This window comes from Mycobacterium sp., assembly GCF_052145595.1.
GTDB lineage: Bacteria > Actinomycetota > Actinomycetes > Mycobacteriales > Mycobacteriaceae > Mycobacterium.
Window position 1 is genome coordinate 1 of record NZ_JBKQOI010000348.1, and the last position, 21,517, is coordinate 21,517.

General features: G+C 64.6%; 21 protein-coding genes and 1 pseudogene. 10 read left to right on the forward strand and 12 right to left on the reverse strand.

Annotation, left to right across the window (positions count from 1 at the left end):
- The 4 genes from ACLP4W_RS28840 to ACLP4W_RS28855 all read right to left on the reverse strand — a co-directional run.
- Positions 1-959, reverse strand: a 959-nt coding sequence (locus tag ACLP4W_RS28840; protein WP_442390811.1) for an enoyl-CoA hydratase/isomerase family protein, incomplete at its 3' end; no start/stop codon positions are given.
- 38 nt (positions 960-997) lie between these two features.
- A complete protein-coding gene (locus ACLP4W_RS28845; protein WP_442390813.1) occupies positions 998-1,834 on the reverse strand; it encodes a mycofactocin-coupled SDR family oxidoreductase in 837 nt (278 codons plus the stop codon).
- Complete coding sequence (locus ACLP4W_RS28850) at positions 1,831-3,033, reverse strand: cytochrome P450 (RefSeq protein ID WP_442390815.1); 1,203 nt, start codon at positions 3,031-3,033, stop codon at positions 1,831-1,833. The genes ACLP4W_RS28845 and ACLP4W_RS28850 overlap by 4 nt, the downstream gene beginning before the upstream one ends.
- 252 nt (positions 3,034-3,285) lie before the next feature.
- Positions 3,286-3,969, reverse strand: a complete 684-nt coding sequence (locus ACLP4W_RS28855; RefSeq protein WP_442390851.1) for a TetR/AcrR family transcriptional regulator — start codon at positions 3,967-3,969, stop codon at positions 3,286-3,288.
- A gap of 395 nt (positions 3,970-4,364) precedes the next feature.
- Between ACLP4W_RS28855 and ACLP4W_RS28860 the strand changes: the two genes are divergently transcribed.
- Positions 4,365-4,823, forward strand: coding sequence for a SecDF P1 head subdomain-containing protein (locus ACLP4W_RS28860; protein ID WP_442390817.1), 459 nt, complete (start codon positions 4,365-4,367; stop codon positions 4,821-4,823).
- A gap of 25 nt (positions 4,824-4,848) precedes the next feature.
- Positions 4,849-5,694, forward strand: a complete 846-nt coding sequence (locus ACLP4W_RS28865) for a sugar phosphate isomerase/epimerase family protein (protein WP_442390819.1) — start codon at positions 4,849-4,851, stop codon at positions 5,692-5,694.
- 49 nt (positions 5,695-5,743) lie between these two features.
- Here the strand turns inward: ACLP4W_RS28865 and ACLP4W_RS28870 are convergent, their stop codons facing one another.
- The 5 genes and pseudogenes from ACLP4W_RS28870 to ACLP4W_RS28890 form a co-directional block, all read right to left on the reverse strand.
- Positions 5,744-6,583: a class II glutamine amidotransferase gene (locus tag ACLP4W_RS28870; protein WP_442390821.1), complete on the reverse strand. Its 840-nt coding sequence runs from the start codon at positions 6,581-6,583 to the stop codon at positions 5,744-5,746.
- Between the two features lie 25 nt (positions 6,584-6,608).
- A complete protein-coding gene (locus ACLP4W_RS28875; protein ID WP_442390823.1) occupies positions 6,609-7,688 on the reverse strand; it encodes a zinc-binding metallopeptidase family protein in 1,080 nt (359 codons plus the stop codon).
- 141 nt (positions 7,689-7,829) lie between these two features.
- A complete protein-coding gene (locus ACLP4W_RS28880) occupies positions 7,830-8,828 on the reverse strand; it encodes a Gfo/Idh/MocA family protein (RefSeq protein WP_442390825.1) in 999 nt (332 codons plus the stop codon).
- 49 nt (positions 8,829-8,877) lie between these two features.
- A pseudogene (locus tag ACLP4W_RS28885) lies at positions 8,878-10,114 on the reverse strand (FAD-dependent oxidoreductase).
- 3 nt (positions 10,115-10,117) lie between these two features.
- Positions 10,118-11,740, reverse strand: coding sequence for an arylsulfatase (locus ACLP4W_RS28890; protein ID WP_442390827.1), 1,623 nt, complete (start codon positions 11,738-11,740; stop codon positions 10,118-10,120).
- 130 nt (positions 11,741-11,870) lie between these two features.
- On the opposite strand from ACLP4W_RS28890, the gene ACLP4W_RS28895 reads away from it, so the two are divergent.
- From ACLP4W_RS28895 to ACLP4W_RS28905, 3 genes are all read left to right on the forward strand, one after another.
- Positions 11,871-12,890, forward strand: coding sequence for an NAD(P)H-dependent flavin oxidoreductase (locus ACLP4W_RS28895; protein ID WP_442390829.1), 1,020 nt, complete (start codon positions 11,871-11,873; stop codon positions 12,888-12,890).
- 100 nt (positions 12,891-12,990) lie between these two features.
- Positions 12,991-13,458 carry a GbsR/MarR family transcriptional regulator gene (locus ACLP4W_RS28900; RefSeq protein WP_442390831.1) on the forward strand — a complete coding sequence of 156 codons (468 nt, stop codon included), beginning with the start codon at positions 12,991-12,993 and terminating at the stop codon, positions 13,456-13,458.
- Positions 13,455-14,276 (forward strand): class I SAM-dependent methyltransferase, encoded by an 822-nt coding sequence (locus ACLP4W_RS28905; RefSeq protein WP_442390833.1) that lies wholly within the window; start codon positions 13,455-13,457, stop codon positions 14,274-14,276. Before ACLP4W_RS28900 ends, ACLP4W_RS28905 begins: the two co-directional genes overlap by 4 nt.
- A gap of 3 nt (positions 14,277-14,279) precedes the next feature.
- Here ACLP4W_RS28905 and ACLP4W_RS28910 read toward each other — a convergent pair whose 3' ends face one another.
- The 3 genes from ACLP4W_RS28910 to ACLP4W_RS28920 are packed head-to-tail and all read right to left on the reverse strand — an operon-like array spanning position 14,280 to position 17,982.
- Positions 14,280-15,548 (reverse strand): amidohydrolase family protein, encoded by a 1,269-nt coding sequence (locus ACLP4W_RS28910; RefSeq protein WP_442390835.1) that lies wholly within the window; start codon positions 15,546-15,548, stop codon positions 14,280-14,282.
- A 39-nt stretch (positions 15,549-15,587) separates the two neighbouring features.
- A complete protein-coding gene (locus ACLP4W_RS28915) occupies positions 15,588-16,361 on the reverse strand; it encodes a class II aldolase/adducin family protein (RefSeq protein WP_442390837.1) in 774 nt (257 codons plus the stop codon).
- Positions 16,348-17,982 (reverse strand): class I adenylate-forming enzyme family protein, encoded by a 1,635-nt coding sequence (locus ACLP4W_RS28920; RefSeq protein WP_442390839.1) that lies wholly within the window; start codon positions 17,980-17,982, stop codon positions 16,348-16,350. Before ACLP4W_RS28920 ends, ACLP4W_RS28915 begins: the two co-directional genes overlap by 14 nt.
- A gap of 175 nt (positions 17,983-18,157) precedes the next feature.
- Here ACLP4W_RS28920 and ACLP4W_RS28925 point away from each other — a divergent pair, with 175 nt between their 5' ends.
- From ACLP4W_RS28925 to ACLP4W_RS28945, 5 genes are all read left to right on the forward strand, one after another.
- Positions 18,158-18,283 carry a hypothetical protein gene (locus ACLP4W_RS28925; RefSeq protein ID WP_442390841.1) on the forward strand — a complete coding sequence of 42 codons (126 nt, stop codon included), beginning with the start codon at positions 18,158-18,160 and terminating at the stop codon, positions 18,281-18,283.
- A gap of 223 nt (positions 18,284-18,506) precedes the next feature.
- A complete protein-coding gene (locus tag ACLP4W_RS28930; RefSeq protein WP_442390843.1) occupies positions 18,507-19,043 on the forward strand; it encodes a hypothetical protein in 537 nt (178 codons plus the stop codon).
- An 88-nt stretch (positions 19,044-19,131) separates the two neighbouring features.
- Entirely contained in the window at positions 19,132-19,491 is a 360-nt protein-coding gene (locus ACLP4W_RS28935; protein ID WP_442390845.1) for an SHOCT domain-containing protein, read from the forward strand.
- Positions 19,492-19,562: 71 nt separating this feature from the next.
- Positions 19,563-20,684: a thiamine pyrophosphate-binding protein gene (locus ACLP4W_RS28940; protein ID WP_442390847.1), complete on the forward strand. Its 1,122-nt coding sequence runs from the start codon at positions 19,563-19,565 to the stop codon at positions 20,682-20,684.
- The gene (locus tag ACLP4W_RS28945) at positions 20,606-21,211 is read left to right on the forward strand and encodes a thiamine pyrophosphate-dependent enzyme (protein ID WP_442390849.1); all 606 of its coding nucleotides are present in this window, start codon (positions 20,606-20,608) and stop codon (positions 21,209-21,211) included. The genes ACLP4W_RS28940 and ACLP4W_RS28945 overlap by 79 nt, the downstream gene beginning before the upstream one ends.
- The last annotated feature ends 306 nt before the right edge of the window (positions 21,212-21,517 follow it).

The window sequence follows — 21,517 nt, forward strand, 5'->3', positions numbered from 1 at the left end:
TTGCGTCCCGAGCGGCTCAGACGCCACTCCGGCGGGAAGTTGAGGTCGTTGTCCTTCACGACGTTGTTGAGGCCCTTTTCGAAGGTGCCCTCGGTGAGGTCGACCTCTTGCGCGTCGTTTTGGATCATCGGCAGCATGCCCTCGACCATGCCGGTGAGCAGGCTGCCGAAGTATTCGCCCTTGTGCTGCTTGTAGAGCTCCAGGAAGGTCTTCTGGACCGCGACCGTGTCGGTCGGGCGTGACTTCGAGCACGCCAGCGCGTATTTCAGCGTCTCGTCTTCCAGCTTGTCCCGGGGCACGACGCTGTTGACGAAGCCGCACTCGTACATCTCTTTCGCGGTGAACGGCCGCCCGGTGAACAGCATTTCGGAGAACTTGCGCAGGCCCATCGTCTCTGCCCACCACCACAGACGTGGTCCCCAGCCCACGTAACGGAACGCGGGATGGCCGAACAGGGCGTCGTCGGAGGACACCACCAGGTCGGCATCGCCGGCCTGGTAGAAGTGCCAGCCGTAGCAGTAACCCTTGGCCTCGATGATGCTGATCTTGCGAAGCTCCTGCAGCGGGCGGTTTCCGGCGCGGGCCTTGGCGTAGAAGTCGGTGACGGTGGACAGGTATCGGTAGGACCCGCCGGGCGGGTACTTGACGTCGTCGTCGTTGATCGCGAGCTCGTGCAGCAGCGGCAGGCCGGGGTTCTCGAGCATGGGGCGCTGCTCGGGCAGGTCGCCGCCACTACCGAAATCCTGGCCCTCGCCACGGATCACCACGACCTTGACGTCGTCGTCCACGTTGCACTTGTGGATCAGATCTGCATAGTTGTGCCGCATGCCCAACGTGGTCGAGTTGAGCTCCTCCGGACGGTTGAACGTGATATAGGCGATTCGGTTCTTCTTGTCCTTCTCGAACTTGATATACTGCTCGGCTTCCTTCTTCAGCTTTTCGTAGTCGTATTCAGGCATGGTCTTCTCCAACTTCTTTTACTTAATTGAGTTAGCGCCTATTTGAGCAAGCTGCCCGCGTCTACGGGAAGCGAAACGCCAGTGACATAACGCGATTCGTCAGAGGCGAGGAACAGGACGGCGTTGCTGATGTCGATGGGGTCCACCCACGGCACCGGCAACGTGTGCATCATCTGAGAGATCGGGGCGAAGTCGTCGGGCCCGGGGTTGGGCAGGTCCGGGCGAAAGAGCCGAAATGTGCTGTCATTCATCAACATGGTGGTACTGACCTGAGTGGGCAGCACGGAATTAACCCGGATCATGTGCGGGCCCAGCTCGACGGCGAAGGCGCGCATAAGGCCGATCACGCCGTGCTTGGCGGCTATGTAGTGGCCGGTGTTCTGGTAGGCCTTACGACCGCCGACCGAGCTGGTGAGCACGATCGATCCGCCGCGGCCGCCCGACAGGATGTGCGGTACACCCGCTTTCACCGTGTGCCACACGCCGCTCAGGTTGATGTCGATCATGTCCTGCCAGACGTTTTCGCGAATCTTGTGCAGTTTTCTCCCGTCGGTGCCCACGCCGGCGTTGGCGACGATGATGTCGAGGCGGCCGAGTTGTTCCACACCGCTGTCCACCGCGGCTTTCAGCTCGTCGTAGTCGCGGACATCGACCTGCGCGGTCACGATTCGCCGGTCGTGGCCCTTGACCAGGTCCGCGGTCTCGGCGAGATCCTCGGGTGTCGAATGCGGGTAGGCCAGGTTTTCGATCGGTCCGCAAATGTCGATGGCGATGATGTCGGCACCCTCCTGTGCCAAGCGCACCGCGTGACTGCGGCCCTGCCCCCGGGCGGCGCCGCTGACAAATGCAACTTTTCCCTCGACCCGGCCGGTCATCGTGGCACCAGAGCCGGCATGGACTCCCAGCCCCGCACCGTCGACGTGGGGCTCAGCTTGGCGCTGTTGAGGTCGACCTCCCACTCGGGGAATCGTTTCAGGACTTCCTCCAGAGCGACGCGGCCTTCCAGACGCGCCAGTGCCGAGCCCAGACAGAAGTGCGCGCCCACACTGAACGTGAGGTGCGGACGGGCGGTTCGGTGGATGTTGAATTCGCCGGCATCGGGCCCGAACTGACGCTCATCGCGACAGGCCGCCCCGATGAGCATCATCATCACGCTGCCTGCGGGCACGGTCTGGTCGTACAGACTGACGTCGCTTGTCACATACCGCGAAACGTGCGGTGCGGGCGGCTCGTAGCGCAGCAACTCCTCGATGGCCTGCGGGATGAGCTCGGGGTGCCGGGCAAGCTCGCGACGCTGATCGGGGTGTTCGGCGAGAATCTTTCCCGCCCAACCGATCAGGCGTGTCGTTGTCTCGTTGCCCGCGCCGGCAACGACGTTGAGGTACACGAGTATCTCGTCGCGAGTCAGCCGCCGCGTGCTACCGGTCGCGTCGACGAACTCGACGTTGAGCAGTTCGGTCATGATGTCGTCGGACGGATGCTCGGCGCGCCAGTCGATGTAGGCCTCGAACTGCTCGCCCACCGACAAACCCCGGGTGTGGTCCATGGGCTTGCCCGCCTCCGTGCGCAGCTGGGCGTTGACGTAGTCGCGGACATATTCCTGATCGTCATCGGGGATGCCGAGCAGCGAGCTGATCACTTTCATCGGCATCTGTGCACCCAGGTCGGCGACGAAGTCGAACTGACCCGAGCCCACCAGCGGATCCAGGCATTGGGCGCAGAACTCGCGGATCATCGGCTCCAGCGCCGCGATTCTTCGCGGGGTGAACATCCGCGACAGCAGCTTGCGATGCACATCGTGAATCGGCGGGTCTTCAAAGATCAGCATCCCCGACGGGATCTCGAGGTTGGCCTTGATCAACTCCAGGATCGCGCCCCGGGCGGAGCTGTATGTGACGTTGTCGACCAGCGCCTTGTTGATATCGGCGTACCGGCTCACCGCGAAGAAGTCGTATTCGGCGTTGTAGTAAAGCGGCGCCTCGTCACGCAGGCGCGCGAACATGGGATACGGGTCGGCGATGAGGTCGACATCGTATGGATCGAAATGAACATCGCTATGGGTGCTCGCCGTCACGAATTTCTCCTGCCGCCGCCATTTCCAGCTCCCTTCCCGGCACCAACGACGCCTGCGGCAGCGCTGACGCTGCCGCGCATCAGCGCCGGATCCGGTTCGGGCAATTTGTACACTCCGCTTAGCTCAGAGATGCGCACGGGCACGGTCGAAGGTCACCGACGGCCCGTGAGCGTCGGCTTACTCTATTCTCGTAGAGAACCATACGGCGGGTCCTCTGGCAAGACCCGCAGCCGTGAAACCCGATTCGTGCGTTCAACCGGATGCAGCCGCCCGGCGGCGCGCCGGACGCAGGCCGCCGGCCTGTGTTAGCCGCCCCTTGTCCGAACTCTTCAGAATGCCGGCAGCGATCGCCGACAAGATGGCGTCGAGCTGTTCAGGACTGTCGACAATCCGATCGCCATGGGCGAACCGCAGCAGCAGACCGTTGATGAACGTGAGCGTGACATTGCTCAGGTCCTCGACCACGGCCGGTTCCAGCTCGGCGCCGTGCGGCATGAGCTGCACGAGGATTTCCCTGTGCAGCTTGGTGAATCCGTCCGTGGCCTGCTGCAGGATCGCGGCCAGCGCCGGGTCGCGACTGGCCTGCATCGTCAGCTCGTACCTGGCCTTCGTCCGGGACAACTGTGGCTCGCTGCCGGCTTGAATCACCACCTGCGACAACCGCGACGGTGAGGGATTGTTTCTGCGGCCGTCGGAGCTGTCGGCGACAGATTGCAAGCTCGCCAAATCCAGCTCAGCCAGCCGCTCGGCCACGGCACGCAGCAGCGCCGAGCGGGTACGGAAATAAAAAGAAGTGGTGCCGTCGGGCACGCCGGCTTTGCGGTCGACCTTGAGATGGCTCAACCCCTTGGCCCCGTCGTCGGCCAATAGCTGAATCGCCGCGTCGCAAAGGTCGCGGCGGCGTTCCGCAGGATTAGGCTTTCGTCGTTTGTCCATCGAAGATTCCGTTATCTCGGATCGAGAGATTACTCTATATTCGTAGTGTCCGTAAAGGGTGGAGATCTTCTCCTTAGCCAGAAATATGGTCACTACCTGCGCGGCGACTACGGCCGCCGAGTCTCGAATAGGAAAGACCGCTGCCGGCGGGAGAGTGCGCGTGTCCATTTGGAAAGCAAAAGAAATGTTCGCGTGCGACACGCCGGTTGGCGCGTCGTGGCTGATGGCCGGGGTCCTCTACCTTCAGCTGAAATGTCCGACGGGAGGCCATGCCGATGAGCAAATGCCGCGCCCCGGTATCGATCGTCGTTGTGCTCGGTGCTCTGTTCGGCTGCCACTCAACGCACCAGGCCTCACCCACGACGTCGACTGGCAGGTCGACCACTACGTCGACCATGACGACCCAATCGGTGGCACCCGTGGTCGGCATCCAGCCGTTACCGGTTCGGCCGGTGCAGAAATCGCAGCCAACCACGCCCGACAGGTGCCCCCCGACGAATCCGAATGCCCCGGTCGCGCCGACCAACGTCCTCATCACCTGTGATCTCGGCCGGACCACTCTCTATACATTGGGTCCGGAGATCATGCAGCTGGTCCTGGCACACGTAGACGCGCCCCGGTCGCTGACATCGGGTTTCTATGAGGTGAATCTGACGATGGACCCGGCGTCGACGGCAGCCTGGGCGGCATTCACCACTGCACACCCACAAGCCCATGTGGCGTTCATCCGCGACGATCTCGTGCTGGAAGCGCCCATCATCGAAGAACAAGTCACTTCCGGGAAAATCGCGCTGACCACCCAAACACCCCAAGCCGCAGACCAATTGGCCCAACTGGCGGGCCGGCCCCTGTGATGCGCGCGCATGCCGGACCCGGTGAATGAACGTGGACCGGCTTGGCATTGGTTTCCTCGGCGGATTCGGGCTTCCGCCAGTGGAGTTCGTCAATCTCACGGCGGATCTTGGCTGCAGTCAGATGTCGGCCGTTGTGCAGGGACTGCCGTTGGTGCCGTTGGGTTATCCGCCCTTCTCGCTGAAGGACGACGTCGCACTCAGGCGAGACGTGCTCGCTGCCATGAATCACCGCGGCGTCACGATCTCGCTCGGCGACGGGTTTCTGGTGCTGCCCGGGGCCGAGATGCGCACGCTCTCCGGGGATCTCGATGTCCTGGCCGAGCTTGGCGTTCCCCAGATAAACGTCGTCAGCCTCGACCCGGATCTCGGCTGCACGTTCGACCAATTCGCGATCCTGGCAGAGCTTGCCGCCCAACGCGGCATCCAGACGGTCGTCGAACCGGTACCCGGCCTGACCGTCGGCGACTTGCCCACCGCACTGGCCGCCCGGGACCACGTCGGACGGTCCGACTTCCGCTTGTTGATCGACACCATGCACCTGGTGCGATCCGGATCCGGCGCGGCCGATGTCGCAGCGATCGACCCCCACCACATCGGCTACGCCCAACTCAACGACACAACGCTGCAGCCACGCCTCGACAACTACATGGAGGAAGCCATGTTCGAGCGCATGATTCCCGGCGAAGGCGAACTACCGTTACTTGAGATCCTTTCCGCGCTTCCCCCCGATATCGTGATCGAACTCGAAGTGCCGAGACGCTCACTGGCGCTGGACGGTGTCAGCCCAATCGAGCGCCTCCGCCCGTGCGTCGAGGCCGCGCGCCGCTTGTTATCGCAGGTCGTCGGTGGGCTCGGCAAACGCGAAGAGTGACAATGACTTCCGAGTGCCATGAAGTCATTGCGGAGTGCTCACAGCCCCATCAGGCAGCCATTGGGCTTATGGGCTGGAACGCTCGCTCTTCGATCTCATCGCCGATAATCAGCGCGGTCCCGGCCGGCACTTCCCGCCACATCCCCGGCAAATGGGTCAGCGGTTCAGAAACCACCACCCGGGCATCATCACCGAAGTGCTCGAGTCCCTCATTGCCGGGGTAGAGCATCCGCACCGACTCCGGATCTTCGCTCACGAACAGCGTATTCACTTCCGGTCCGCTGGCGTAACGGGCCGCGTACAGGCGCACGCCGTCGCTGACCCCCACCGTCATCTGCAGGGCAGGTTCACCCAAGTCGGCCGCCGCGGCGATCGCTTCGACAAAACCTGCCATCCGGGCGATCCCGGTGATTGGATCGTCCATCAGACCGAAGGTGAGTGCGAGGTGGAACATCAACTCCGAATCGGTGGACCCCGCTATGTTGCCGAACAAGTCGGGGTGCACAGCCAGCAGCAGGTCCCGGCGCAATCTGTGATATCCGGCGACATGTCCGTTGTGCACAAAAAGCCAGTTGCGGTACCGGAATGGGTGACAGTTGGTCTGCTGCACCGGAGTCCCGGTCCCGGCGCGCACATGGGCAAGAAACATGCGGGTGCGGATCTCTGTGGCCAGTTCCAAAAGGTTCTCATCGCCCCACGCCGGCGTGATGCTGCGAAAAAGCGCCGGTTCTGCGCGGTGCTCATACCAGCCCAGCCCCGTGCCGTCGCCGTTGGGAATCTCCATGTTCGGCGCGTGCCTGCGGCTCTGCTCAATAAGTGAGCGCTGTGGATCGTGTAACAACTCCCTGGGCGCGATCGGGCGGCCCAGGTATCCAACCCATCGACACATCCGACACTCCTTGCAACAACTTCATTCAGAGATCCACCGCTCGGCTGAGCGCGGTCTCTCGGATCAGTTTGTGTACGAACCCCAGCTTGCGGACCACGGGCGGCGGGATCTGGAACGGGTAGAGCGGGTTCTTGCCCATCGCGGTGTTTACCCGATTGAAGAACATTGCCAACCACTTCCAGTCATCCAGCAGCTGCTCGATGGGCGCATCGTCATAGCACGCGAGTGGCGCGATGTCGCGCGGAAATGAGAAACGGACCCTGTCGGCGTGCAAGACCAGTCCCGCCTCGCGGGAGGTATCGATGATGTCGGTGATGTGCAGGTAGTGCGCGAAGCACTCGGCGAAGTCTTCCCAGGGGTGCATCGTCGCGTATTCGGAAATGTAGGACTCGTCCCAATTCGCGGGAGCACCGAATTTGTAGTGTCGTGCGATCTCGTCTTGATAATCGGCGCGCTCGTCGCCGAAGATCTCGCGGCACTCGTCGAGATAGCGGGCGGCGCCGGGATCGGTTTCCACGAGCGCGTTCTGGTAATAGTGGCCGATCTCATGGCGGAAATGACCCAGCATGGTGCGGTAGGGCTCACCGAGGTGTACCCGCAGCGACTCACGATAGGCGTCGAGCGACTCGACCAGATCGATAGTGATGACCCCGTCGGCGTGCCCGATCAACACCCGCCCACCGCCGCTGTAACTGGACAGCAGATCGAACGCCAGCCCTCGATCCTGGCGCCAGTACGGCTCGACCGGTAGTCCGATGTCGATGAGCTGATAAATCAACCGCCGCAGTGCAATCACCGTGGACTTCAGCTTCTCCACCGCGATGGTGTCGTCCGCCTCGGGCTCGCGGCGGATCAGGGAATGGGCCATACATAGCCCCTGCTGGCCGCCGAATTCCTGTTCCTCGGGAGCTAGCCAGTTGCAGCCGAGGCTGGCCGCCCTTGAGCACGCGATCCAGACCTGGCCGTCGACAACAGCCGTGCCCGATGAGGTCGCGACCATCGTGCGGCTTGGGACGTGCAATCCAAGTTCTGCCGAGCAATTCGGGCAGCGTTGCGATTCAAATGGGGCGAAGCCCAAACAAACGGGGCAGGCGAAGGCGCGCACGGATTCCATCCTGCCAGGCGCCATGACGTGTGTATCGCAGTTAATGCGACGACTACCGAATATCCACTTGCCCGCAAGTGGGACCGGTCAGTTTTCGCCAACTTCGTGGCATGTCCGCGGCTGTTGCCGTTTTTCGTAGGTTCAGCTCGGATAGCGAAGCGGAAGGCCGGCAGCCCGATAGATCGCATCGATGACAGTCATGTTCTCGATAGCGTCTTCCGGGGTTGTCTTGACCGGTTCGCCGCGCAGCACCCCCGCGGCGAAAGCATCGAGCTGATACGCATAGGAAGCGCGGTGCGAGAAACGCTCCACCCGCCTGCCATCGGATGATCGGATCGCGAGCCGATGGAAATATGAGGGCATCACCGGATTCAAAACCCGCAACTCGCCGTGTTCGCCGGTCACGCGGGCACTGATCTGCACCAGCTGCGACGACCACATCGAGCAGCGCACCCGGCCGGTGTGCCCGGCGGCAAACCGCACCTCGGCCGTCATGGCCCGGTCGATCTGCGGGTCGCGCAATTTCGCCTGTGCCGAAACGACTTCCGGGGTTGAACCGCCGAACGTGCGGACCATGTGGACCGCATAGCACCCGGCGTCCATCAGCGCACCACCGGCAAGCGAATAGTTGTAGCGGATGTCGGAGAACTTTGGCAGCGGAAAGCAAAAGGTGGCCTCCACCCGCCTGAGCTTGCCCAGCTCGCCCGACGCGATGATCTCCTCAACGCGGCGACTCAGCGGGTGGTAGCGATAGTGGAAGGCCTCCATCACCACCCGATCCGAATTCGCGGCCAATTCGGCGATCTCACGGGCTTCGGCCGCGTTGGCCGTGAACGGCTTTTCGCAAAGCACATGCTTACCGGCGGCCAGGGCGGCGCGAGTCCACCGGCCGTGCAAGCCGTTCGGCAGGGGGTTGTAGACCGCGTCGAGGTCAGGATCGGCCATCAGCGCGTCATAGCTTTCGTGCACCCGGGGAATGCCGTGCTTGGCGGCAAAGGCCTGCGCACGCGACACATCGCGCGCCGCCACCGCCGCAACTTCGACCTCGGAATTTTCCTTGGCCGGGTTGACGAGCGCCAATGGTGCGATACGGGCTGCACCCAGAATGCCGATCCGCAGCGGGGTCCCATGTCCAGACACGATCCCGACGCTAGCACCTGCCCCGGGTCGGCCCGCGTCACCAGAGGGCTCAGGCGGGGCGGCTGCCGGATCCGCGACGCGCGAATGCGGGAGCATGCTCGGGCCGCACGCCGACGCCGACAAAGTAGGCGGGCAAAAACGATAGCCACGGCAGCCGCTCCAGGACGCTCAGCAGCGCCGCCGGTGGCGTGGGGTCTTCGCCGCGAAGGAGGGGGCCGAGCAGCCCCCTGTGCAATACCCGCTGCACCGCCTGGGTCACCGCGGTGGGAAACAACCGGCGGCGCCGGACCGCCGCCAGATCGCGGCCGGTGATCCGGTGTCGGCGCAGCGGTTCGGCCAACAGCGTCGCGGCCGCGACGGCATCCTGAACCGCCAGGTTGATGCCGACGCCTCCCAGCGGGGACATCGCGTGCGCGGCGTCGCCGATGCACAACAACCCATCGGCGTGCCAGCGATGCAGCCGATTCACTCGGACGTCGAGATGCCTGACGTCGTCCATCGATGCCAGCGCGGCCACCGACGCGGGCATATCGGTCAGTAATGCGCCGACGTCGCGACGGAACGCCTCGATACCTCGCGCGCGCAACTGCGCGTCGGTCCCCTTAGGCCCGAGGTACGCGATCTGGAAATAGCCTTCCCGTGGAATCACGGCGAGGGCCTTACCCGGGCCGACTCTGGGCAGGAAGGAGAATTCCGCGTCTTCCTGGCGCGGCAGCCTGAACCACCACACATCGAACTTCACTGGGTATTCGCGCGCCTTCAGCCCGGCCTCGCGACGAACGATCGACCAGCGGCCGTCGCACGCAACGGTCAACTCGGCCAGCAGGTCGCCGGGGCCCTCGGGCCCGTGGAGGCGCACTCCGGCAACTCGGCCGCCCTCCCACAACAGCCCGGTGACCTCGGTGTTCATCCGCAACGAGAGGCTCGGCTCGGCTTGCGCCGCGTCGGCGAGCAGGTTGAGCAAGTCCCACTGCGGCACCATGGCCACAAACGGGTGGGGTTGGTGCAGACGCTCGAAGTCAACGTAGGTCACCGAGCGCCCATCGGAGTCGAACTTCGCCTTGCGGACCTCGGTAAACGGCAACGCCGCGAAGCGCTCCCACAAACCCAGTTCGTCGAGCAGCCGCATCGTGGTCGGATGCACCGGTGTCACCGCGAAAGTCGCGCAGGAAGTCGCCGTGCTTCTCCAGCAGGGTGACCTCCACGCCGGCCCGAGCCAGGAGCAGCCCGAGCACCGTCCCGGCCGGGCCGCCGCCGACGATCGCGCAGGTGGTTGTCTCGGCCATGCGCTAGAGGAGCGTTTCCGGGTCGACTTGGTACACCGAAATCGGATCCAGGATCACGCCGGTTTCCTCGACGTAGCGGTCCCACAGCGCCAGGAGCTCGGCCAGCTTGTCGGGCCGCGAGGTGGCCAGATCGTCGATCTCGCCCGGGTCGCGGGAGAGGTCATAGAGCTGCCAGGTGCCCGGACCGTACGGCGCGGGCAGGTACAGCGCCTTCCAGTCGCCCTGACGAATTGCGCGGCGGCCGAACAACTCCCAGCCGGTGCCGATCTCGGTGTCATGTACCGCGTCGCTGTGACCCGACAGGTATGCCACCAGCGAGCGACCACGCACGGGTTCGACTTCGCGGCCGTGGTACGCGGTGCCGGGGTGTTTGATGCCGGCGAGTTCCAGCACCGTGGGGGCGATATCCATGACGGTCGCGAACGCCGTGCCGATCTCGCCCTGCCGGGCAAAGCCAGGCCAGGTGAGGAAGCCCACCACCCGGATCCCGCCTTCGGTGGTGAACGCCTTGTGCAGGCGCGACGGTGCCGTGGCAGCTTGTGCCCAGCGCGGGCCGTACCAGATGAACGAGGTGGGGCGGCCGAGGTTATCGAGGCTGTTGTCACAGTATTTTTCGATCTGCGCGGCGATTCGGGCACCGCGGAGCGGCATCGCCTCGACGATCGCGCCCTCGGCGCCGTTGTCGGACAGGAAGATCACGACCGTGTCGGCAAGCTCGCCGGTCTCGGCCAGGTAGTCGATCACCCGACCGATGTTCCAGTCCATCCGGTCCACCATCGCGGCATAGACCTCCATGCTTCGGGCCGAAAGCGCACGCTCGTCGGCGGTCATGTCGGCCCACTCCGGGGCGCCGTCGGCCACGACCGGGTGCGCCGCGACATCGCGCGGGCATAGGCCGAGGTGCTTGAGCGCTGCCAGGCGGGCCTCGCGCAATGCGTCCGGTCCGGCGTCGTAGCGGCCGTGATAGGTCGCGATGGATTCGTCGGGCGCTTGCAGTGGCCAGTGCGGCGCCTGAAAGGGCAGATAGGCGAAGAACGGGCGGTCCTGATTATTAGGGTCTTCGGGACGTTCGCTGAAGTAGCGCAGCAGCGTGTCGGTGTAGGAGTCCGATGAGTAAAAGTCGTCACCGACCGTGACGAAGTGGTCGTCTTCGGTGTAAAGCGTTGACACGGGCGAAAAACCGCCGCCCGCGGCGGGGCCGTAATGGCTGGCGCCGGCGGGCAGCAAGGCGAACGAGCGCTCGAATCCGCGCGCCCACGGCGACGTCTCGATGGTGTGCCCCAGATGCCACTTGCCCGACATCAGCGTCAGATAACCGGCGTCGCGCAGCAGCTCGGGCAACGCTACGACCCGGTCGTTCAAGTAGCCCTCGTAGCCGGGCGCACCCCGGAATCCGGGGATCGCGACCTCGAGCATCGTGCCGATACCGGCGATATGGTGGTCCGTCCCGGTCAACAACATGGCCCGGGTAGGCGAGCAGGCCGGCGCGGAATGGAAGTCGGTCAACCGGATCCCCGCGTAGGCCAGCCGATCCAGGTTCGGCGTATTGATCTCGCCGCCGAATGCTCCGATATCGGAAAAACCGAGGTCGTCTGCCACGATCACTAGGAAGTTGGGCCGCTTCACGCTGAAGCATCCTGTCAGGTTCGGCGCCCGGATGGAACGTTCGGGGCATTGCCGATCTGCATTCTACTGAGCCATATTGTCGGGACAGGGCTTGATCCATCGCACGCCGGGACACCGAAGGGGCACCGAGATGCTGGCACAGTTTGGGATGTCCATTCCGTTGGTCGCCGCCCCGATGTCGGGCGGCCCGACCACCCCGGCGATGGTTTCGGCGGCAACGCAGGCGGGTGGCCTGGGCATGCTGGCGGCCGGCTACAAGACCGTGGAGGCCGTCGAAGCCGAGATCAAAATGGTGCGTACCGAGGGAATCCCCTTCGGAGTCAACGTGTTTGCCCCTAATCCGCTGCCGGTCGACCCCGACAGCTACCGGATTTATGCCGCGACCGTTCAGAAGGAGGCCGACCAGTTTGGTTTGACCCTGCCCGCTGAGCCGATCGAGGACAACGACAGGTTCGACGAGAAGATCGCACTGCTGCTCGACGACCCGGTGCCGATGGTGTCGTTCACCTTCGGGATACCGCCGCGCAACGTGATCGCCGCGCTGAAACAAGCCAACAGCGTTGTGGTTCAAACGGTGACAACGCCCGACGAGGCGGCGCAGGCACACGACGCCGGTGTGGACATGCTGGCTGTGCAGGCAGCGGCGGCCGGCGGGCATTCCGGCACGCTCTCGCCGCGGAATCCGTTGACACCGGTCCCGATCGCCGAGCTCGTCGAACGCATCGCCGCCACCGTGCCACTGCCGGTGCTGGCCGCGGGTGGGCTCGCCACTCCCCCCGCGGTGGCCGAGGTGATCCGCGCGGGCGCGGCGGCGGCCGTCGTCGGAACAGTTCTGCTGCGGGCCGCCGAAAGCGGCGCCTCAGCCACCCACCAGGCGGCGCTCACCGATCCGGCTTACACCGAGACCGTGCTCACTCGGGCGTTCACCGGCCGTCCCGCCCGCGGCTTGCGCAACGCATTCATCGACGCCCACGAAGCGGAGGCACCGCTGGGTTATCCGGCGATTCACTACCTCACCAGCCCACTGCGGAAAGCCGCCGCCGCGGCAGGGAAACCCGAATACGTCCATCTCTGGGCGGGCACCGGCTACCGGCACGCGACTGCCGAACCAGCGTCCGACATTCTGCGGCGACTGGCTTCTGGCCTGTGATCGACGCGCATTGAATCGAGTCGCGAGATGGCGATGCTCGTGGGCGGCCGCGCGATGTAAACTACGTTTAGTTTGTACTGAATGAACTAGCGAGAACCCGATGTCACCGGAAGAGGCTGAGTTCGTCGACCGCATGGGGCTGTTCTTCGAGCTCTCCGGCGGTTCGCGCACCATGGGCCGCGTGTACGGATGGCTGCTGATCTGCGATCCGCCGCGACAAACATTGACCCAGCTGGCGGATTCGTTGTCGGTGAGCAAGGCCTCGGTGAGCACGGTCGCGCGGCAGCTGCACGAAGCCGGCATGGTGGAACGGCTGCCCAGCCCGACCCGTCAACACCTGTACCGGGTCACGCCCGGCGGCTTTACCAGCGTTCTGGGCACGCAGGCGTCGCGGATGCGTCTGGGCGTCGAGGCCGCCGAGTTCGGTCTGTCGGTGCTGGGCGAGGACCGCGCCGAACAGCGCGGGCGTGTCGAGGACTTCCGCGATTTCTGCGAGTTCTCCACCGAGGTTTACCGCGACGAGTTCATGCGGATGTGGACTGAGTACCGGGCGAGGAGACGACCATGACCCAGACGGACAAGGTCGACTTCAGCGATGTGCAGTGGGGGTCGGTGGAATGGACGAACCTGTGCACGCTGTACCTGCGAGCATACGAAAATCATTCGCCGGCAACGATTCTCGCCGATACCGCGGCCGCCGACGCGGTGGACCGCATCGAATACGACTGGGCCCGCATGCGTCGCGCCATGCGGCCCGGATCCAATCAATACATGGTCACCATGCGCGCCAAACAGCTCGACGACTGGAGCGCCGACTTCCTCCTCCGCCATCCGAACGCCGTGGTGCTACACCTCGGGTGCGGCATGGACACCCGGGCGTTCCGGTTGCATCCACCGGAAACCGTGCAGTGGTTCGACGTCGATCAACCGGATGTGATCGCGTTTCGGCGCAAGCTCTACGACGACCGCGACGGCTACCGGATGATCGGCTCGTCGGTGACCGATGAGGCGTGGCTGGACGAGATACCCACCGATCGCCCGACGCTGATGGTCGCGGAGGGACTAGTCATGTATCTCACCGGGCCCGAGGTGCGCACGCTGCTGCAACGCCTCACGGATCGGTTCGGCGGTGGCGAGCTCGCCTTCGACACCGTGTCGCCGATGGGGCCGCGGCTGTCCAAGGTGCTCACCAAGGGCATCACCAAGTGGGGCATCCGTGACGCCCGCGAAATCGAGCAATGGAATCCGCGGCTGCGCTTCCTCGAGCAGTCCACCGTGGGGGCGCTCTACGAGCGCATACCCTCGGCGCCGGTGCGGCTTTTGTGGCGGCTGATCAACGCCACGCCGATGCGGAATTACGACGTGCTCAACCGCTTCGCGTTCTGAGTATCAGAATGCCTCGGGATTCCGCTGTATTTCGGCCGGCACCGGATGGCGGTACAAGCGTGACGCGTTCTCCCAGCTGAACTTACGAATCACGTCCTGCGGCAGGTCGCCGATCTGCTCGTGGATCGTTTGTTGGGTGTGCGGCCAGGTGGAGTCGCAATGCGGATAATCGGCCTCCAACATGATGTTGTCCACGCCTATTCGGTCACGCTGCACGAACGACGACTTGTCCTCCACCGCGCAGAACCAGAAGTTCCGGGTGAAAATCTCTGCGGGAGTCAAACTCTCACCGAGGGCCTGCCAGGTACCGTACATCGCGTGGTAGGTGAGCATATGGTCGAGACGATCCAGCAGCCCGGCGACCCAACCGATTCCGCCCTCGGACAAACAGATCTTCAGATCGGGGAACCTGCTGGGCAGGCCGGAGTACAGCCAGTCGACCGCCGCCGAAATGGCGTAGGCGAAGAACAGCACGCCCTGCACGTCCGGTGGCGCGTCATCGGTGGTGGACGGCGAGGACCCCGAAGACCCGATGTGGAGGTTAACGACGGTATCGGTCTCGGCGCACGCCGCCATCATCGGATCCCAGTGGCCGGAGTGAATGCTCGGCAACCCGAGCATCGCCGGATTCTCGCTGAACGTGACCGCGTGAAATCCGCGCTCCGCGTTCTCGTAGATCATCTTCGCGCCGAGCTCGGGGTCCAGCAGCCATGGCAATTGGCAGGCAATGATGCGTTCCGGATATGACCCCGCCCAGACCTCGAGGTGCCAGTCGTTCCAGGCGCGCACGGAGGCCAACGCCAGGTCGCGATCCGCGGTGACCTGCTGCAGCCGCTGCCCTGCGAACCCCGGCAGGAAGGAGGGGAAGTTGAGCGAGGCGTATATGCCGTTCAGGTCCATGTCCTTGATGCGCTCGTGGATATCCCAGGCGCCCCTGCGCATTTCATCGAACCGGACCGGCTCGAAGCCATACTCTGCCACCGGCCGCCCGACCACGGCGTTGAATCCGACGTTGGGCAGTTCCTGGCCGTCGTAGACCCAGGTTTGTCCCCCCGTGTCGGTCTCCACGACTTTTGGCGCACGGTCGGCGAACTTTCGCGGCAGGCGTCCGGTGAAGGTGTCCGGGGGCTCGACGATGTGATCGTCGACCGAGATCACCGTGTAGCGGCGCGGGGCCCGGGGCGGATCGGGCAAAAGTGTGACCGACCGGTCCCCGCCGGTCTTAGCGGTCGTGAAGTTCGGGTTGGCGGCCAGCTCGTCGATCGATTTCATGGTCGGCAATCCCCCTGCGGCGCGGAAAGATTCACGTTGCTACGCGAGCACATCGGGATCGGCCTTGATGGTCATCCGCGCTGCCCCCGCCCAGTACACGTCGGCGGCCCGTTCGATGAGTGATCGCTGCATGCCCGCCATGTCCGACCAGTTCATCTGCACCGGCTCCTTGCCGGTGAGCATGACGTCATGGGCCAGTTTGCACACTCGCTCGATGGATGCCGCTCGGTAGACGGCCTCGGGCACGTTGCGACCGGTTGCGATGACGCCGTGGTTGGCCAGAATCGTGAGGTTGGCGCCACCGATGCGGGCGGCGAGGTCTGCCGCGCGGGCGGGGCTGTCGATTTCGCCGTCGTATGCTTCGACCAGGCACAGGTCGTCCAGGAACAGTGAACCGGTTTGGTGCACCAATTCGGGCAGCCTGCCCAACGCGGCGAGCACACACACGTAATACGGGTGATTGTGAATGACCACTCGGGCGTCATCGCGGACACGATGGAGTTCGGTGTGGATGTGGATCGCCGGGGTGACATCCCAACGACCTCGGACCACCCGCGCATCGCTGTCCACCACGCAGATATCGGACGCGGTGAGTTCCTGCCACCACAGCCCCCACGGATTGACGAACATGTCGGTCTGTCCGTCGGGCTGCCAGGTGATGTGTCCGGCCATATTCTCCGCGAATCCGATGGCGGCAAGGTGGCGGAACGCGACGGCGAGCGCCTGCTCGTTGGACAGCTCGACCCCGATCGGGGGCACCACCGATGGCGCCCAGACCTCCAGGCCACCTCGCCGCGCCTCAGGAGCGTTCATCATCGGCCTCCATTCTGGCTCGAATATCTTCGCGGAGCCGGCCTTTGGCTATCTTTCCTCCCGACGAGCGCGGAAGTCTGTCGACCACGATGAGTCGTTCGGGCAGCAGTTCCTTGGAAACTCCCAGTCCCAGCAGGTGTTCGACGAGTTCGGGCAGGTTGATGGTCCGAGATTCGGAGAGTTCGGCGTAAAGGCAGACCCTCTCACCGAAGACCGGATCGGGCATCGCGACCGCTGCGGCCACCGCGATCGCGGGGTGGGTCGTGACGGCGTCTTCGACCTGGGTTGCGCTGATGTTCTTGCCGCCGCGCAGGATGAAATCGGAGGTGCGGCCGGTGACGCTCAGGTAGCCGTCCGCGTCGATCTCGCAGATGTCGCCCATGCGCATCCACCCGTCGCGGGTGAACAGCTTGTCATGATCGGTCCCGCCGAGGTATCCGAGGCTGGTCGCCGGACCTCGGCATGCGGGCTGGCCTCGCCCCGTGCCGGTGACGTCCTGATCTCCGTCGAACAGTCGGACAGCCATTTCGGGGACGATCCGGCCGCCGGTGCGGAGCCGGCGCTCGCGCGAGTCATCGACCGTAGTCGCGCTCAGCAGCCCGGTCTCGTTCGAGCCGTAGAACTGCAGAATCTTCGCGCCGGTGAGTTCCTCGAATTCGGCGGCAGGCCGATAAGGCAACGCCTCGCCGCCCGCGAAAACGACACGCAGCGAACTCAGGTCGTGATCGCGACAAGCGGGGTCCGCCATGAGCATGGTCAATTGCGTACTGACACAACACAACACGGTGACCTTATGACGGGCTATCGCTTCACACGTCGCACGCGGGGTGAAGCGCTGCAAAATCACCGCGGTGGCACCCAGATAGATCGGAGTGGTGTGGCTGGTCCATATTCCGAAGCCGAAAGGCGTGGGTATGACCGGCAGGAATACATCGTCGGACGTCAGCAACCCGTTGGCGACTGCTTTCTGATGGAAGTAATACCAGCGGTTCTGGGTATGCACGACGCATTTGGGAAGCCCCGTGGTCCCGGAGGTGGAGTTGATCAGAAAGACGTCGTCGGGGCCGAGTTGGGATTCGAACCCCAACACCCTGCGCTCGGCGTGAACGTTCAGCCGCGGCACGCCGGCGTGCTGGCCCAAGACCAGCGTTGACGCTGGCGACTCGTCGGCGCCATCCGCGACGGCCTGCGTCGCGGCACCGGCGCGCTGGTGATCGGTGATCAGGAACTTCGGCTCCGAATTGCGCAGTATCGCGCCGACCTCGCGGGTCCCGGCACGCGCACCGATGCCGACGACGACTGTGCCGCAGCGTTCGATCGCGACGAACAGCACGTGGATGGCGGTGGAGTCGCCGTGCCACACCGCGACCCGGTCACCGCGTGCGACGCCGAGGCCGGCGAGCTGCTCCGCTAAATTGGTTGCCGCGCAGTCGAATTCGCGCCAATTCAGCGAGGTCCCGGGATGGTCGACATAGGCGGGGCGGTCCGGTGATCGCTCGGCGTTACGACGCACCGCATCCGACAGCGTCGAGTCAGACCACCAACCGGCGGCACGAAACCGTGCCGAGTCCTCGTCGGTGAAGGCCGGCGAGCCCACGGTATCCAGCCCACCGGCGCTCATTCCCAAATGATAGGAAAACCCCGCGCCGGTCCGTCGGGAAGTCGCCGCCCGCCGCCGAAGAGGCTAAGGATTCTGCGGGCCGGGAGCGTTGTGTTGGCCGTTCCCGGTGTCCGGATGACTGGCGCGGGGCTTAGGACATGTGTAGTTGCGAATACAGCCACAGTTGAGGCCGATAATGCACGCGCCTCCACCGACGGGCTGCACCGGCAAGGCGCCGCCTCCCCCGCCGGTGACGTCCCCTGGCGACGGGGGGGCCGGCACCACGCTGGACGAAGCGCTCATGGTGCTGCTCAGCGGCTGATCCGCGGCGCCAACACCGAGTCCTACCGCAAAAACAAAGGCGGCGCCACCGCAGATTGCGGCCGCCGTCCTGCCTTTGCGACGCGTCACGGCTCTCAACTGTAGTTTCCCTTCACTCAATGCGCACAGCGACACGAACGCCACGGCCATTTACCTGAAATACGTTGTAGAGAATGCTTTGGTTCGGCCCGACGGTCGTCGGGTGGTACAGGAGGCGGTGGCAGATGCGGATGACACGGATCCCCGGGCTGTGGGCGGGGCTGCTGAGTGGCGCTGCGGCCGGGGCCGCAGGCACCACCGCGCTCAATGTGATCACTTACCTGGATATCGCGGTGCGGGGCCGGGCGACGAGCACAACCCCCGAGAGAACCGTCGAAGCGATGGCGAGACTGTTCGGCGTGACGGTGCCGGGGACCGGTGACGTCCTGGCCAACCGGCTCTTGGGCCTCGGCGCGCTCACCGGGTACGCCGCGGGCATTGGGATGGGCCTGATCCTTGGGCTGGCCTACGCGCTGGGCTGGCGCCCTGGACTGCTCGTCGCCACGCTGGTCGCGACCATCATCGCCCTGGTCGGCACCAACGGACCGATGACCGTGCTCGGGGTGACCGACCCGCGGACCTGGGGTGTCGTCGGATGGATCAGCGATCTGGTTCCGCACTTCGGATACGGGGTGGTCACCGCTTTGGTGCTGCAGTACCTGTATCCGCTCCGCCGCTCGTCCGCAGAGGTGCGGCGCTTCGAGAAGTCCGAGCCGGCCTGATCGTTGTTGGGATCGGTAGCGGCGCGCGCGGCTTCCACTTGCCAGATGACCGCTGCAACGCGCAGCGACCGCAAGAAGGAATCCGCGAATGAAAGCCAAGGTCGTAGTCCTGTTGTCGGGGGCATTGGTCGCTCTGCTGCTCGTGTCGTGCTATTTCGCGCTGAGTCGAGCCGGCATGCCTTTGGGGTGGATGCTCTACCTCGGGCTGCCGATCACCGCGGCCGGTGTGCTCTTTGCCCTGCGGCTGATCAAACTCGGCGCTGGGTGGAGCACCAAGATCGAGGACATCAAGCACGACGGTGCGGCACTGGCACGCCCGCTGGCGCCTCCGCCATCCGGGCCGTCGCTTTCCGAACGCCTAAAAGAGCTTGAGGCGCTGCATGCCAGCGGCGCGATCTCTGACACGGAGTACAGCGCCAAGCGCCTGCACATCATCTCCAACTTGTGAAGCCTGCTGGGATTCGCACGGCGGTCATTTGACTCTTGTGGCCACCGGGAGGGTCGCTCGACAATAAATTCATGGCTGAAACCGTCATCGGATATGTCTTGAGGCGGCTGAACGAGATTGGCGTCGACGACATCTTCGGAGTCGCCGGGGACTACGCGTTTCCCGTCAATGACGCGATCGTCGAGCACCCGGCGATCAATTGGATCGGATGCTGCAACGAGCTCAACGCCGGCGACGCCGCTGATGGGTACGCCCGGATGCGCGGCGTCGGCGCGGTGTGCACCACCTACGGGGTGGGTGAGTTGGCCGCGATGAGCGCTGTTGCCGGTGCCTACGCCGAGCATCTTGCGGTGTTTCACCTGGTCGGCACGCCCAACTTGGCGACGCAGGAGGGCCGCGCGCTGGTGCACCATACGCTGGGCAACGGGGAATTCGACCTGTTTCGCAGGATGGCCGAGCCCATTGTGTGCGCGAGCGCGGTCATGACGCCGCAGAACGCGGCCTCCGAGACCGAACGGCTTATTGCCGAGGCGCTCTACCACCGCAGGCCGGTTTACATGGCGTTTCCCAGCGACGTCGCGAACACGCCCGTGCTCGGAGGTGCGCCATCGGTGAGCGTGCCGACCAGCGATCCCGAGTCGCTGGCGGCGGCAACCGATGCGGTGGCCGCCGCGCTGAACAATGCCGGTCAGGCATGTGTGCTGCCGGGGGTGCTGTTACGGCGGCTGGGTCTGCAGGCTGCTGCGGCAGCGTTCGTCGACGCATCGGGCTTACCGTTTGCGACGATGTTCGCCGACAAGTCGGTGCTTGGGGAGGACCACCCCGGCTACATCGGCATGTATGCCGGCCGGCTGATGGGCGAGCCGGTGCGCGCGTTCGTCGAGTCGTGCGATGTGGTGGTGATGATCGGCGCCATGCTGACCGACGGCAACGCCGCGGGCAACACCGTCCGGCTGGACCGGACAAGACGATCGACATCGGCCATCACCGCACCACCGTCGGCTCCACGATGTTTCGCGACGTGGAGATGGCCGACGTCCTGGCGCAACTGTCGCGACATGCCACCAAACGTGCTCAGGGGCCGGCTATCGCACCGGAGGCGTTCGGGCCGATCGTGGGCGGTGATCAGGACCCGATCACCGCCGACGCCCTCTATCCGCGCTGGGCGGACTTCTTCCGGCCCGATGACATGATCATCACCGACACCGGAACGTCCTCGCTGGGTTTGGCGTTCGCGCATCTGCCCAGAGGCGCGGAGTTTCACAACCAAACCCTTTGGGCGTCAATCGGATGGGCGACCCCGGCGGCTTTCGGCGCCGCGATCGGTGCTCCGCATCGTCGGCTGATCCTGATCACCGGCGAAGGTTCGCATCAGATGACCGCCCAGGAGATCAGCCAGTTCGGTCGCCATGGGCTGCGCCCGATTGTCTTGGTGCTCAACAACTCCGGCTATCTCAGCGAGCGGATGCTATGCAAGGACATGGCCCTTGGCTACAACGACGTCGCGACCTGGAAATTTGCCGAGCTTCCCCACGCGCTGGGCTGTCAGGGGTGGTTCACCGCACGTGCCAGCAGCTGCGGCGTGCTCGATGACGCGCTTAAGACGGCCGAGCAAGCCGACGGTGCCGCCTACATCGAAGTCGTCACCGACGCCTACGAGGCCCCACCGATGTACAAGAAACTGCACGAGAACGTCGAATCGTTCTACAACATCCGGTAGGCCAACCATTTCCCGCCGCTCTGTCGGCAACCTGGCCTAGCCACGCCTTACCGCTAACCCTGGACCGTGGGTCGGACGGTGATGTCGCCGATCTCCACGTCGTGCGGCTGTTCGCGCAAGTGTCACCTCGCATACCAAGGAAATCGCGTTGGCGTCTCGTATTGTCGGCTTGTGCTGACCGGCTTCCTGCTCGCTTTGGGTTGCTCGGTGTGCTACGGCACGGCCACGGTACTGCAAGCCGTCGCGACGCGATCGGTGGAAGCCGGAGGGAACTCAGGTGTCGATGCCGTGCTGCTGCTGCGCGCC

Excerpts from the sequence above, each read along its gene's own strand:
- ACLP4W_RS28845 (WP_442390813.1), bottom strand. The coding sequence starts at position 1,834 with ATGACCGGCCGGGTCGAGGGAAAAGTTGCATTTGTCAGCGGCGCCGCC.
- ACLP4W_RS28855 (WP_442390851.1), bottom strand. The coding sequence starts at position 3,969 with ATGGACAAACGACGAAAGCCTAATCCTGCGGAACGCCGCCGCGACCTT.
- ACLP4W_RS28860 (WP_442390817.1), top strand. The coding sequence starts at position 4,365 with ATGACGACCCAATCGGTGGCACCCGTGGTCGGCATCCAGCCGTTACCG.
- ACLP4W_RS28865 (WP_442390819.1), top strand. The coding sequence starts at position 4,849 with ATGAACGTGGACCGGCTTGGCATTGGTTTCCTCGGCGGATTCGGGCTT.
- ACLP4W_RS28870 (WP_442390821.1), bottom strand. The coding sequence starts at position 6,583 with ATGTGTCGATGGGTTGGATACCTGGGCCGCCCGATCGCGCCCAGGGAG.
- ACLP4W_RS28895 (WP_442390829.1), top strand. The coding sequence starts at position 11,871 with ATGCTGGCACAGTTTGGGATGTCCATTCCGTTGGTCGCCGCCCCGATG.
- ACLP4W_RS28900 (WP_442390831.1), top strand. The coding sequence starts at position 12,991 with ATGTCACCGGAAGAGGCTGAGTTCGTCGACCGCATGGGGCTGTTCTTC.
- ACLP4W_RS28905 (WP_442390833.1), top strand. The coding sequence starts at position 13,455 with ATGACCCAGACGGACAAGGTCGACTTCAGCGATGTGCAGTGGGGGTCG.
- ACLP4W_RS28910 (WP_442390835.1), bottom strand. The coding sequence starts at position 15,548 with ATGAAATCGATCGACGAGCTGGCCGCCAACCCGAACTTCACGACCGCT.
- ACLP4W_RS28915 (WP_442390837.1), bottom strand. The coding sequence starts at position 16,361 with ATGAACGCTCCTGAGGCGCGGCGAGGTGGCCTGGAGGTCTGGGCGCCA.
- ACLP4W_RS28920 (WP_442390839.1), bottom strand. The coding sequence starts at position 17,982 with ATGAGCGCCGGTGGGCTGGATACCGTGGGCTCGCCGGCCTTCACCGAC.
- ACLP4W_RS28925 (WP_442390841.1), top strand. The coding sequence starts at position 18,158 with ATGCACGCGCCTCCACCGACGGGCTGCACCGGCAAGGCGCCGCCTCCC.
- ACLP4W_RS28930 (WP_442390843.1), top strand. The coding sequence starts at position 18,507 with ATGCGGATGACACGGATCCCCGGGCTGTGGGCGGGGCTGCTGAGTGGC.
- ACLP4W_RS28935 (WP_442390845.1), top strand. The coding sequence starts at position 19,132 with ATGAAAGCCAAGGTCGTAGTCCTGTTGTCGGGGGCATTGGTCGCTCTG.
- ACLP4W_RS28940 (WP_442390847.1), top strand. The coding sequence starts at position 19,563 with ATGGCTGAAACCGTCATCGGATATGTCTTGAGGCGGCTGAACGAGATT.